General features: G+C 45.9%; 12 protein-coding genes. All 12 read left to right on the top strand.

All coding sequences use genetic code 11. The annotated features are described in order from the left end of the window. Positions 1-432: 432 nt before the first annotated feature. The gene (gene tatC, locus BMW79_RS01850) at positions 433-1,290 is read left to right on the top strand and encodes a twin-arginine translocase subunit TatC (protein WP_089889779.1); all 858 of its coding nucleotides are present in this window, start codon (positions 433-435) and stop codon (positions 1,288-1,290) included. 31 nt (positions 1,291-1,321) lie between these two features. Continuing rightward, the gene (gene rpiB, locus BMW79_RS01845) at positions 1,322-1,783 is read left to right on the top strand and encodes a ribose 5-phosphate isomerase B (RefSeq protein ID WP_089889776.1); all 462 of its coding nucleotides are present in this window, start codon (positions 1,322-1,324) and stop codon (positions 1,781-1,783) included. Between the two features lie 130 nt (positions 1,784-1,913). Continuing rightward, positions 1,914-3,407 (top strand): M28 family peptidase, encoded by a 1,494-nt coding sequence (locus BMW79_RS01840; protein ID WP_089889773.1) that lies wholly within the window; start codon positions 1,914-1,916, stop codon positions 3,405-3,407. Between the two features lie 579 nt (positions 3,408-3,986). Next, positions 3,987-4,520 (top strand): HdeD family acid-resistance protein, encoded by a 534-nt coding sequence (locus BMW79_RS01835; RefSeq protein ID WP_089889770.1) that lies wholly within the window; start codon positions 3,987-3,989, stop codon positions 4,518-4,520. 301 nt (positions 4,521-4,821) lie between these two features. Further along, positions 4,822-5,322, top strand: coding sequence for an RNA polymerase sigma factor (locus tag BMW79_RS01830; RefSeq protein ID WP_079471211.1), 501 nt, complete (start codon positions 4,822-4,824; stop codon positions 5,320-5,322). A 418-nt stretch (positions 5,323-5,740) separates the two neighbouring features. Next, positions 5,741-6,811 carry a fatty acid desaturase family protein gene (locus tag BMW79_RS01825; RefSeq protein ID WP_089889767.1) on the top strand — a complete coding sequence of 357 codons (1,071 nt, stop codon included), beginning with the start codon at positions 5,741-5,743 and terminating at the stop codon, positions 6,809-6,811. Between the two features lie 226 nt (positions 6,812-7,037). Beyond that, positions 7,038-9,374 carry an ATP-dependent helicase gene (locus BMW79_RS01820; RefSeq protein WP_089889764.1) on the top strand — a complete coding sequence of 779 codons (2,337 nt, stop codon included), beginning with the start codon at positions 7,038-7,040 and terminating at the stop codon, positions 9,372-9,374. Between the two features lie 5 nt (positions 9,375-9,379). After that, complete coding sequence (locus tag BMW79_RS01815) at positions 9,380-9,838, top strand: regulatory protein RecX (RefSeq protein WP_089889761.1); 459 nt, start codon at positions 9,380-9,382, stop codon at positions 9,836-9,838. A gap of 65 nt (positions 9,839-9,903) precedes the next feature. Next, the gene (locus BMW79_RS01810; RefSeq protein ID WP_089889759.1) at positions 9,904-10,707 is read left to right on the top strand and encodes an amidohydrolase; all 804 of its coding nucleotides are present in this window, start codon (positions 9,904-9,906) and stop codon (positions 10,705-10,707) included. A 21-nt stretch (positions 10,708-10,728) separates the two neighbouring features. Continuing rightward, positions 10,729-11,115 (top strand): VOC family protein, encoded by a 387-nt coding sequence (locus BMW79_RS01805; RefSeq protein WP_089889757.1) that lies wholly within the window; start codon positions 10,729-10,731, stop codon positions 11,113-11,115. 21 nt (positions 11,116-11,136) lie between these two features. Continuing rightward, complete coding sequence (gene nagA / locus BMW79_RS01800; protein WP_089889754.1) at positions 11,137-12,234, top strand: N-acetylglucosamine-6-phosphate deacetylase; 1,098 nt, start codon at positions 11,137-11,139, stop codon at positions 12,232-12,234. A 41-nt stretch (positions 12,235-12,275) separates the two neighbouring features. Beyond that, the gene (locus BMW79_RS01795; protein WP_089889752.1) at positions 12,276-13,955 is read left to right on the top strand and encodes an ArnT family glycosyltransferase; all 1,680 of its coding nucleotides are present in this window, start codon (positions 12,276-12,278) and stop codon (positions 13,953-13,955) included. Positions 13,956-14,009: the final 54 nt, after the last annotated feature.

The following is a 14,009-nucleotide window of genomic DNA, read 5'->3' as shown; positions in this document are numbered from 1 at the left end:
ATTTTTGTTAAAAGGTTGTAAAAAAAGTGTTCCAACATTGATAATAAAATAATTCTTGTTATTTTTGTATTACAATATAAAACGCAACCAGGGATTCTTACTTATACTGAACGCTTGCCATCAATTAGGTAAGTAGTTTAACTGGAAGCTAAAGACATTCTCGAATTCAACTTTTTTGGGGTTAACAAACAATGGATGAAAGGCCGGCTCTTGATTCTTCTCGGGCTGGCTCTTTTTTTTCTCCCAACTCTCCACTTTCTTTTTTTTCTTCTTCCCACATTTTCTCTTTTTACGTACATGTTGTTATCATTGCTTAAAGCAATATTAAAATAGGGTACTTTATACGCCGTGCACTGTAATTTGTAGTATGCAACAGCTATATTTGTGATCCTTAAACGAAACTGTATTCAACATCGTTCGACCGTATAAAGTATGTTAAAGAAACTTTTCTCAAATAGCGAGGACAAAGCAGAGATGTCTTTTTTCGACCACCTGGAAGACCTCCGGTGGCACCTTGTCAGATCAGCCCTTGCCCTTGTTGCATTTAGCGTATTTGGCTTCGTATACACACAGGAGATTCTGGATAACGTCATCTTTGGACCCACCAATGCCGATTTCCCTTCTTATATCGTGTTATGTAAATTAGGTCACTGGGTAGGACTCGGAGATCAGCTCTGTATTACGCCCGTGAAGGTGCAGTTTCTGAATTATAAGATGGTAGGGCAGATCATGCTGCAATTTAAACTGGCCTTCATTATCGGCTTTATTTGCGCCTTCCCGTACATTTTCTGGGAATTCTGGCGCTTCGTTAAGCCCGCACTGAAAGAAAGAGAACTCAAAGGAGCCAGAGGCGTTATCTTCTGGGTATCTTTCCAGTTCTTCCTCGGAATATGCTTCGCCTACTTCCTGATGGCGCCATTTACCATCAACTTCCTCGCTTCCTATACAGTAACTACCAAAGCCGTAAATCAGTTCTTTATAGATGATTATTTCGATCTGATGACACAGATCGTATTAGGTATGGGTATTCTCTTTGAACTGCCTATCCTCGTATTTTTCCTGACCAAACTGGGTATTCTTACTCCAGACTTCCTGAAGGCCTACAGACGCCATGCCATCGTGGTGATCCTGATCCTCGCAGCTATTATCACGCCTCCGGACCTGGTAGATCAGCTGATCGTGTTCGTGCCTTTATACTGTCTGTACGAAATCAGTATCTTTATATCGAAAAAGGCACTGAAAGATCGTGAAGACAAAATGGCCAAAACAGATGTAGAAGAGTGGTCTTAATTTATCTCTAACAGTAAACACGCAATTTGAAATGGAAAATACCACCATATTTAACCTGACCTTGCCTGTAGCTATCGGTTCTGATCATGCAGGTTTTGAATATAAAGAAGAAGTAATTTCTTTCCTGGAATCGAAAGGCTTACAGGTAAAGGATTATGGCACTTATTCCAAAGACTCAGTGGACTATCCGGATTATGCGCATCCGGTATCTACAGCAGTAGAAAGAGAACAGGCCGCCTTTGGTATCCTGATCTGCGGCAGTGCAAATGGGGTGGCTATCACCGCCAATAAACACCAGGGCATCCGCGCTGCTATCTGCTGGGGAGAAGAGCTGGCAAGACTGGCACGTTCGCATAACAACGCAAATGTGTTGTGTATTCCTGCCCGCTTTGTAGATATTCCGGTGGCCAACCAGATGGTGGAAGTATTCATAGGAACACCTTTTGAAGGTGGCCGTCACCAGGATAGGGTACGTAAAATGGTTTGCCTGTAACGGTTTACCACCACATATCATTTTTTACGCTAACGAATACACGAAATTGTAGTAATATTAAAGAGCCGGCTTCATACCGGCTCTTTTTGTTGGATAGTGTAGCAAATCGGATGTATAAAAAAACCACTCCATGAGAGTTTCCTTCGTTGTCATTTGTCTTTTCCTGGTTACCAGGCTGCACGCTCAGGTGAATAATACGCATGCTGCAAAGTATGGTGAAACTATTACTGCTGCCGGTCTTAGCCGGCAATTGCATGTAATTGCCGGACCGGAAATGGAAGGAAGGGAAACTGCTACACGCGGGCAGGAGAGGGCTGCCGCTTACATTATCAGCCAGTTTTCCGCCGCTGGTTTGCAACCCGGTGTGAATGGAAAATGGGAACAACATTACCCGCTTTATTCAGATAGCCTGTTAAACAGCACCATCACCGTTGGGAAAAATACCTATCAGTTCGCGCGTGATTTTCTGGCCGATCTCAGGGCCGGAAATAACCAGGACCTGAAAGTTTCGCGTGTTTACTATGCAGAAACAGTAGCTGATTACGCCCGCCTGGATGTAAAAGGACAGGTAGTGATGATCAGGGATGGCGTGAAACGGGGTTTGTATCGTAGTAAAGGCAACCTGGAAGAACGTATCAGCATAGCAAAAGAAAAAGGAGCTGCTGCAGTACTGGTAATTTCACCTGCCGCTGGCAGGTATAAATCGCTGGAGCAACAAAAGCTCCGCAGCACTGGTATGTACTGGCAGAAGGATACCACTGCCAATCCGAATATTTACTACATCACGCCCGCTCTTGCTGCAGATATTCTCAACACTGACAAGGCAGATAATCTCCTCGAAGAAATAGACAGGGGCTGGAAACCACCTGTTGTCAGCAATACGGCTGTTCGCCTGTTGTTCAATAAAGCCGCCACAATATTGCAACCTTCCAATGTGCTGGCATACCTGGAAGGGACCGATAAGAAAAATGAAATTGTTTTTGTGACCGCGCACTATGATCATCTCGGCAAAAAAGATAACGAGATTTTTTATGGAGCAGACGATGATGGTTCCGGCACCAGTGCCGTGATAGAAATAGCTGCTGCTTTTGCCCGTGCAAAAAAGGCAGGTAACGGCCCCCGCAGAAGTATGGTGTTTATGACAGTATCGGGAGAAGAGAAAGGCTTACTTGGCTCTCAGTATTATACAGAGCACCCAGTGTATCCATTGGTCAATACGGTTACTGATCTGAATATCGATATGATCGGACGGATAGACCCCGCCCACGAAAAAGATACCAACTACCTCTACATTATAGGTGACAATAAGCTCAGTTCTGAGTTGCGTCCGATCAACGAAAAAGCCAACGATACTTATACCCATCTCAAACTGGACTATAAATACAATGATCCCAATGATCCGGAAGGTTTTTATTACCGCTCCGATCACTACATGTTTGCACAACATGGTATTCCTATCATTTTTTATTTCAATGGCACGCATGCCGACTATCACGCAGCAACAGATTCAGTAGACAAAATAAATTTTGAGCTGCTGGCCAAAAGAGCGCGCCTGGTTTTTTACACGGCCTGGGATATTGCCAACCGCGATGAGAAACTGGTAGTAGATCGTCACGACAGATAGCCGCCGAAAAGTCTGAATCTTCCGAAAAAACCTCCTTTCCGGTATTTACCTGCCGGCCAAATCCTTTTTGTTTTTTTTAACATTTTTTTTTAAATTGTGTATAGAGTCCTTTTTTTTAAAGAATCAATAAATACATAATCCTTTTTTTGTATTTGAGTGAATTGGTGAATGTTAAGATTAGTTAGTAAGTGTTATCTGGCCATTATTTTTTTGAGAGAGTAGGCCTCCCCATTAAACATTTTTAACTAAGCTGTTGTTGTTCAATCGGTATTTATAGGATCAAGCGGATTTGACTGGCAAGGATTTGCCGTGCCTGTCCTCTGCTATCTGTAACCATATAAACTTACCAGTATGAAAACACCTGCCACCTTTTCTGATTTTAAAAAATGCTATCCCACGAGGCGAGCAATCTCGTGCCCTATTGATCGATGTCGCGACGGAAATACATAGAGACATGCATGTTGGTTATTGTTATTAGAAATCCTGATTGTTCAGATATAGAGAACGGAAACGCTTATTGCACGCAATGGTATACCCTGCCATAACAGCACTCATTATGAAACCTTAAACTGAGAATGCATGCATGATTTTTATAACGCTTATTGGTGGCTTTTTTTGTTGAGAGGAATTTTCGCCCTGGTATTGGGTGTACTGGCTGTTGGCTGGCCTGGTGCTACTTTTACCACATTGATCGTTTTCTTAGGTGCTTATCTTTTTATGGCCGGTCTTTTTGCCATTGCCGGTGCGATAGCAGCGCGGAAATCCAATGAAAACTGGGGCCTTTTCCTGATCTCCGGGCTATTTGGCGTTATATTAGGTATCCTTACTTTATACAATCCGTTTGCAACAGGTGCAGCACTCATTTACCTCGTGGCATTCTGGGCTATGCTGGCGGGCTTATTGGAACTGATTATTGCCATCCGGCTAAGAAAGGTAATCACTGGTGAAGGTTGGTACATGGTGGGTGGTTTGCTGACTATTCTTTTTGGTGTATTGCTGGTTGCAAACCCTGTGGCAGCCGCAGTTACGCTCACCTGGATCTTTGGCATTTATGCCATCTTCACGGGAATCATGCTGATATCACTTTCATTCAGACTGCGCAGCAGGCATTAAACGATAGCTATAACTGATATACTGACGACGACGGTACCCTGTTTACTATTTTTAAAGTACCCCATATGCAAGCTTATTCTTTAACTAAAACTAATCCTCATGATCACCACAACACCTGATTAAGGCACCTGTTGCTGTCGTTTATCAGGGTGTTGATACCTCCCTTGTAAACAACGCTGCAGGTGCCGGCAGTACTCACCGGACGGAGACCGGCGGCTTACCATTACTGCCTCAAACCATTTCTCCCGGCCGTTTACGGCCGTTGCTCTAGCTAATTGTGAATAATTTAAAGTTAACCGTTATGTCATCCACCGAATTTAATAACTTATTACTTGGAAACGCCGACTTCCTGCGGCCGTATGCAGTTACCTTAACCAAAGATTCCGAATCTGCAAAAGACCTTTACCAGGAAACACTATTCAGGGCGTTATCCAACCGTGATAAATACCTCGCCGGAACCAATATCAGGGCCTGGCTGTATACCATCATGAGGAACATCTTTATCAACAACTACCGCCGTGGCAACCGCCAATACCGGTTGCTCGATAACGCAGTAGGAGATTACCTGTTAAGCCACCAACCCTCTGCTATAGGTAACTTTGCAGAATCCGACCTGCGGGTGAAAGATGTACAAATGGCCGTATACAATTTACCTGTCATTTTTAAACAACCTTTCCTGTTGTACTTTGAAGGATATAAGTATTATGAAATTGCAGCTATACTCAACGAACCTTTAGGAACCGTGAAAAGTCGTATCCACTTTGCCCGGAAAATGCTGAAAACCCGTATCACCAGGCATTAATCTGACTATAACTGTACAAAATACTATTCAGACTTTTGGATAGCAGAAGTCTGCAAACCCTCAGCAAGGCCATTGTAAGCCGCTGCTAAAAGGACTATGATCACCCGGTAGTAGGCTAATTGTTGTTTGTTTTTTTACTGTATTGACTGTCCTCATCAGACAGCTGAACGGTAATTTGGCTGTATGCTCGTTTGCAGACTTCGGTTATCCCGCTTTCTTCCCCTTTTCTACGGAAATATCATATTTCATTCCCCCTCAATCCGCTTATAAGCACAAATCTTTGTTAAATAACCACTTATTATTGGGCAAAACATATAAAAACCGGTTTAATAGCGTTTATTAGCGTAGACTTTTTAACTTTTTCCGGTATTCCTACAACTTATAACTGTACACCGGCAATCACAATGCTTATCTTTTTATGCCAAAAGTGACCTTTAACAACAAGAATGCTTTGTTTTTCCCTGCGCTGAAATCCGCAGTGGAAGAATATTTTAAGTCAAACAACATTCAAAAAACCGGGAACTGGAAACTGTATCTTAAAACTGCCATCCTCATTCCGGTGGCTGTTGCCTTATATATTTCTGTATTAGTCATCTCCATGCCAGCTGCCCTCTCGGTAACTTTATGTGCCCTGCTGGGATTTGTACTGGCCAGTATCGGCTTCAATGTGATGCACGATGCCTGCCACGGCAGCTATTCTACTAACAGTAAAGTAAACGATACCCTCGGCCTCACATTGAACGCTTTAGGTGGCAACGCTTTCATCTGGAAACAAAAACACAATATCATTCACCATACCTATACCAACGTAGACGGCCTCGACGATGATATCGCCAAAAGCCCGCTCATGAGACAGTGCAGTTCCCAGAAATGGGTGCCTATGCACCGTATCCAGCACATCTACGTAGTACTGGTGTACGCTATTTCTTCCTTCGCCTGGGTATTCATCATGGATTTTGTAAAATACCTGAGCCGGAAAGTATATACTACTCCGCTTCAACCTATGAAACTGACAGATCATATGGTGTTCTGGGGCAGTAAAGTGCTGTACCTCGCCTTCTATATTGCACTGCCGGTTGTACTGGTAGGCTGGCAGGCCTGGGCCATCGGCTTCGCCGTGATGCACGTGGTAATGGGCTTCACCCTCGCTATCGTATTCCAGCTGGCACACGTAGTGGAAGAAACAGAATTTGAAGCAGTAGGTGACGACGCTAAACTGATAGAAAACGAATGGGCCATCCATCAGATCAAAACCACCGCTAACTTCGCACCAGGACATAAAATTATTTCCTGGTTTGTAGGCGGTCTGAATTACCAGGTAGAACATCACCTGTTTCCAAGAATCAGTCATGTACACTATCCTGCCCTCAGCAAAATTGTGGCGGCTAAATGCGCAGAACATAATCTTACCTATAACTGTATCCCTACCATGCAGGGGGCGGTTGTATCCCACTTCCGCTTTATGAAAGCACTGGGAGCGAAACCATAGGAAAGAAATCAATGATATTCCGGGGAGATAAAAGCGACATCATTTGCTTCTATCTCCCCAAATTTTTTAAAATCCCCAAAAGATAAAATCAGCAGTATCCTGCTAATCCCGGAAAAGACAATCTCCGGAGGCGATCCTCTCCGCATTATTTCCGCCTTTTTCGTACTTTTACACCCTTCTGAAATACTATATCTTTTCTACATATAAAATATAAACAGCAGTCGTGATGAAGGCAAATTATTTAGACGAGCTTAACGAACAACAGCGGGAAGCAGTAATACATATCAACGGCCCTATAATGATTGTAGCAGGCGCCGGTTCCGGGAAAACCAAGGTGCTTACCACCCGTATTGCCCACCTGATGCGGAACGGCGTGGATGCGTTTAATATTTTATCCCTCACGTTTACCAACAAGGCGGCACGTGAAATGAAGGAACGTGTGGAAAAGATCCTCGGCGGCAGCGAAGCACGTAACCTTTACATCGGTACCTTTCACTCCGTTTTTGCCCGCCTCCTTCGCGCTGAAGCACACCGGCTCGGATACCCGAACGATTTTACCATCTACGATACAGACGACGCCAAAAGCGTGATCAAAACGATCATCAACGAACTGAATCTCGACGATAAACACTATAAGCCCAACTTCGTATACAACCGCATCTCTGCCGCCAAAAACAGCCTTATGGGACCGGAAGAATACCAGCTGGATCATCTCGTACAACAGGAAGATATGCGCGCCAACAGGCCGCTCATCGGTAAGATCTACGACATGTACGCCAAACGTACCTTTAAAAACGGCGCCATGGACTTCGATGACCTGCTGTTTAAAATGTACATTCTACTTAAAACATTTCCGGAAGTATTGCATAAATACCAGCACAAGTTCAAGTATATCATGATCGATGAGTACCAGGATACCAACCCTGCCCAGTACGAAATCATCAAATTACTCGGTGCTGTCAATGAAAATATCTGTGTAGTGGGAGATGATGCTCAAAGTATCTACTCCTTCCGCGGCGCTACCATCGAAAACATCCTCCAGTTTGAAAAGGATTATGATGATGTGAAAGTGGTGAAATTGGAACAGAACTACCGCAGTACCAAATCTATCCTCAATGTGGCCAACGAAGTGATTGCACACAACAAAGGACAGATAGAAAAAAATCTCTGGACAGATAATACCGAAGGCGATACCATCAAACTGGTACGCACCATGACCGATAACGAAGAAGGTAAGTTTGTTGCAGATACGATCTCAGAACAGAAACTCCGGAATCATTACGATAACCGCGATTTCGTGATCCTGTACCGTACCAACGCCCAGAGCCGTTCTTTTGAAGAAAGTCTTCGCCGGAAAGCCATTCCTTACCGCATTTTCGGGGGACTGTCGTTCTACCAGCGCAAGGAAATCAAAGACTACGTGGCTTACCTCCGCGTTACCATGAATACGCGCGATGAAGAGAGCCTGAAAAGGATCATCAACTATCCCGTTCGCGGTATCGGTAAAACCACCATGGAAAAAACCATTGTGCTCGCCAATGAACACAATATCACCATGTGGCAGGTGCTGGAAAGGGCCAGGGAACTGGGCTTCAAAGGCGGCACTGTGGAAGCAATTGAAGCTTTCGTGGTCATGATCAAGAGTTTCCAGGCTTTACTCTCTACTCACAACGCATACGATGTGGCCGTAGCCGTAGGTAAATCTACCAATCTCGTCAAAGAACTGTTTAACGATAAAACTACGGAGGGGCTTGCCCGTTATGAGAACGTGCAGGAACTGTTGAACTCTATCAAGGAATTCACAGAAACCCCCGATGAAGAAGGAGAACTGCTCGATAAAAGCATGGGCTCCTATCTCCAGCAGATTACCCTCCTCACAGATGCGGATCAGGGGACCGATGAAAACAGCGACGTGGTGAAACTGATGACCATCCACGCAGCAAAAGGACTGGAGTTCCCGGTTGTATTTACCGTAGGACTGGAAGAAACGCTGTTCCCAAGCGGTATGTCTATCAATACCCGTGAAGAACTGGAGGAAGAAAGACGCCTGTTCTACGTAGCTATTACCCGTGCAAAAGCACGCTTATGGCTTACTTACGCTAATAGCCGTTACCGTTTCGGTAACCTGGTACAGAATGAACCGAGCCGTTTCCTGGAGGAAATGCCGGAGAAATTCATTGACCGCAGCTATGCCGGCGGTGGTAGTGTACGTAATGCTTTCGGCGGCGGTAATACCTCCGGATGGAGCAATAGCAACAATATGTTCGACAGGATGCAAAAGAAAACACCTGGTCAGCAACCATCACAACCGGTAACGCAGAAGCCTGCAGCCAAACCAACTTTCTCACCGGCAACTACCCATGTGCCCTCCGCCGATTTTACCCCGGATGATCCGGCAGGTATGGAACCAGGCATGCAGGTGGAACACCAGAAATTTGGCTTTGGTACCATCGCTGCCATGGAAGGCGCTCCCAACAACAGGATCGCTACCATCAACTTCCCGAAAGGCGGCGGTGAAAAGAAAATTATGCTTAACTACGCCAAGCTGAGAATCATAAGATAAGGGAGATGAAAACCGAGATACTAAAACTCCGGCAGTTTTGTGCCTACCAGGAGCGGAGCCACCAGGAAACGAAGTACAAGTGCCTGGAACTGGGGTTGAGGGGAGAAGAAGTAGATCAGGCCATTGCAGAACTTATCGCTGAAAACTTCCTCAACGAAGAACGCTTTGCCAAAGCATACGCCGGCGGTAAGTTCCGGATCAAGCAATGGGGCCGGAAGAAAATAATGATGGAGCTGAAACAGAAACAGGTATCTGCCTACTGCATCAAAAAAGGAATGGCCGAAATTGATGAAGACGACTACATCGCGGTGTTGCATAAGCTGGCAGAGAAGAAATACCAGTCGCTCCGTGGTGAAACAGGTATGAAACGCAAGTACAAAACCATGCAATACCTGTTGCAGAGAGGTTATGAATCTGAATTAATCCAGGAAGCACTTGAACAAATCGCAAATAATGAGGCATAAGACGGCCATAATTTGAAAAGTTTCTAAGCCGTCAGACCGTAATTTTGTGAACACAATAACCGACAATGTCAGATCTGAAAGTAACACTCGTACAGACCCAGTTAAATTGGGAAGATTCAGCCGCCAACCTCCGCATGTTTGATGAAAAAATCAACAGCATACAGGAAAGAACAGAGGTAGTCATTTTACCGGAGATGTTCAGCACCGGCTTCAGCATGAAGTCGGCCCAACTGGCCGAAACCATGGATGGCACTACTGTACAGTGGATGAAGAAGAAAGCCGCAGAGAAGAATATTATTCTCACCGGCAGCGTGATCATTGAAGAAAACGGACAATATCTCAACCGCTTGATCTGGATGCTGCCCAACGGCACTTATGGCACCTATGATAAGCGCCACCTGTTTGGTTATGCAGGTGAGCAGGATCATTACCAACCCGGCGATAAGCGCCTCATTGCCCAGGTAAAAGGCTGGAAAATCAATCTGAGCATCTGTTATGACCTCCGCTTCCCGGTATGGGCGCGGAATAACATACAACCCGATACCAACGAACCGGCATATGATATACTGGTAAATGTTGCCAACTGGCCGGAAAGACGCAAAACCGCCTGGACGACGCTGTTACAGGCACGCGCTATTGAAAACCAGTCGTTTGTGATCGGAGTGAACCGCGTAGGGAACGACGGTAATAACATTTACCACAGCGGCGAATCCAGTCTCATTGATCCCATGGGAGAAATCATCTACCGCAAATCACACGATGAAGACGTATTTACGTATACCCTTCAACGTGAGCGGCTCGATGAAGTAAGGAAAAACATTCCTTTCCTGAAAGATGCTGACGCATTCACTATCCTGCCCAAAGCATAGTCTCTTTTCAAACTTTTTTATATGTTACTGGCCGTCCATCACATCGCTGTTATCTGTGCTGATTACTCCCGGAGTAAAACATTTTATACCGATGTGCTGGGCCTCCGGGTAATCAGGGAAGTATACCGGGAAGAAAGGGATTCCTGGAAACTGGACCTGGCACTGGGGAACCAGTATATCATCGAGTTGTTTTCTTTTCCGGACCCACCTCCGCGTACCAGTCGCCCGGAAGCCTGCGGCCTCCGCCACCTTGCCTTCGCTGTGGCCGATATCGATGCTGCGGTGACCCAACTGGCGCAAAAAGGGGTGATTACCGAACCTGTCCGCATAGATCCCCATACCCAACAACGCTTTACCTTTTTTGCAGACCCGGATGGGTTGCCTTTAGAGTTATACGAAGTCAATTAGTAGCCGTAAAATTTTATTGTTATGTCTGTTACCTACATCAATGCCCGGATCTTTACCGGTGAAGAGATATTGGACGATCATGCAGTAATTACCCAGGGAGGGAAAATTACCAGCATTGTGCCTGCCTCCGAATGGAAAACTGACGGTAGTGAAACAGACCTGAAAGGGGCCCTGCTGGCGCCGGCTTTCATAGATCTGCAGATCTATGGGGGCAATGGTCAGGTGTTTTCTATGTATCCCTCGGTGACTTCGCTGGCGGCTACGGTAGCTTACAGCAAAGGCGGCGGCGCTGCCTGGATTATGCCCACCGTAGCTACTATCAGCCCGGAAATTATGCTGGAGGCCATGAAAGCGGTGAGGGCTTACTGGGAGCAAGGCGGACAAGGCGTATTGGGATTACATCTCGAAGGCCCTTTTATCAATCCTAAGAAAAAAGGCGCCCACCTCGAACAATACATTCATGCGCCCACGCAGGAAGACATCAACTGGATCCTGGAGAAGGGCCGCGATGTGGTGAAGATCATGACCCTGGCGCCGGAATGCTGCGATACTGAACTGGTAAGACAGCTGGAAGCAGCGGGTATCGTCATCTTTGCCGGGCATAGCAACGCTACCTATACACAGGCATACGCCGCATTCGATAGAGGCATTCACCACGCGACGCACCTGTTTAACGCCATGTCGCCGCTGGAAAGCCGTGCCCCCGGCCTGGTGGGCGCTATCTATGATCATCCGCAGGTGTGCGCCAGCGTGGTAGCAGACGGCGTGCACGTCGACTTCGCCTCCATCCGCATCAGTAAAAAGATCATGAAGGAACGCCTGTTCCTCATTACAGATGCAGTAGATGAGAATAAAGAAGGTGGCTACGTGTATATTAAAGAGGAAGACCGCTACGTAAGCGCTACCGGCGTATTATCCGGTTCCCGCCTGACCATGACCAAAGCAGTACGTAATTGTGTGGAACAGGTAGGTATTCCCCTGGAAGAAGCTTTGCGTATGGCATCGCTGTATCCGGCCCGCGCAATTGGCCGTGAGCAGGCATTGGGCCGTATTATGGTAGGCTACGATGCAGCCCTGGTAGCCATCGACTCTAATTGGGAAACTACAGTATACTGTTAATAGCGCTATCTTCGCAGGATTAATCATTACTGTATATCCGCATGAGTGCACTAACTCGCTTCTTAAAAAAGGACCGTTACAAAAATCTGTTCCTGCTCACCTGGCTGGTGCTTGGACTATTACAAGCCTGCTTCTCTGAGTTATGGGACGACGAAGCCTACTACTGGGTGTATTCACGGCATATGGATTGGGGATACTTTGACCACCCACCCATGATCGCGCTGCTGATCAAAATAGGATACAGTATTTTTCATAACGAACTGGGAGTAAGGCTGCTCATCGTTTTGGTAAACACACTCACCCTGTGGATTACAGCAAAACTCATCGCTTCAAAAGACAACAAACTTTTTTATCTCCTGATAGGCTCCATGGGCGCCATGCAAATAGGGGGGATCCTGGCAGTACCGGATGTTCCCCTGATCTTTTTTGCAGCCGTTTACTTCTGGGTGTACCGCAATTTTGTAAATGAACAAACATGGAAGAATACCTTACTGCTGGGCCTTTCCATGGCATTAATGTTTTACAGCAAGTACCACGGCGTGCTGCTGGTATTCTTTACTTTATTGTCAAACGTGAACCTGCTCAAGGTATTCAAGTTTTATGTAGCCTGTATCATCACTACGGTGTTGTTCTTCCCGCATATCTACTGGCAATACACCCATGGTTTCCCTTCGCTGCAATATCACCTGGTCGACAGGAACGCATCTTCCTATGATATCAGCTACTCGCTGGATTATCTAGGCGGACAACTCTTATTATTCGGACCTTTGCTGGGCTGGCTGATTTTGTATTATGCATTCCGTAGTCCTATTACCAACTCTTTTGAACGTGCGTTGAAGTTCTGTGTGATAGGCGTGTTGTCGTTCTTCCTGCTCAGTACCTTCAAAGGCAGGGTAGAGGCCAACTGGACGGTGATGCTCTTTACACCGGTAGTGATACTCGCACATCAGGCGATTGTAAGAAAAGGCTGGACCCAGAAATGGCTGATCTATACCTTGCCGGTTACTTTGTTACTGGTGCTGGTAGTAAGGGTGTATATGGTCTGGAACTTCCTGCCGGGAGTGGAAATCAGACCGGAAATACACGATAACCGGGAATGGACTTCACAGGTGGCTGCCCGTGCACAGGGCCGGCCGGTGGTGTTTGTAAACAGTTATCAACGGCCATCTAAGTATATGTTTTATACCGGCCAGCTTTCCTATAGCCTGAACAGCCGCTACGCCCGCCGTAGTCAGTATAATTTCTGGGATACAGAAACGGAACTGTGGGGTAAACCCGTGATGGTGGTATTTGATCCTGGTACAGGCATTCCTGTTACAGATAGTTTGAAAACGGTACATGGTACCTGGGATTATTACCTGCAATCCGATTATTATTCTTATTCGCTGATACAACTGAAACCAGCGCTGAAAACCATACGGGCTAAACGTGGAGAACATGTAAATGTCATCCTGCAGCCTATCAATGACTATCATCAGCCTATCCGGTTAGACCGGACCAATGAACCGGTATTAGGTTACGGCTTTACAGCAAAAGAAGCATATTTCCCACCGGTGAAGTCAACCATGACCCTGGAAAGGGCGGTACTGCGCCGTTTGATCAACCTGGAAGTAGTAATGCCGGAGCAACCAGGGAAATATCAGTTGAAGTTCTCTGTATTTGCGGGCGATTTACCGCCTACGCATAACAGCCCCGTGATACCGGTGATTGTGGAGAAGTAATAGTACGGGCGTATAATATTTTGGGGAGATAAAAGTGGCGTTGTCACTTCTATC

Source organism: Chitinophaga arvensicola (genome assembly GCF_900110835.1).
GTDB lineage: Bacteria > Bacteroidota > Bacteroidia > Chitinophagales > Chitinophagaceae > Chitinophaga > Chitinophaga arvensicola.
Note: the sequence above shows the minus strand (reverse complement) of the source record. Positions and strands in the feature narration are given on the sequence as shown.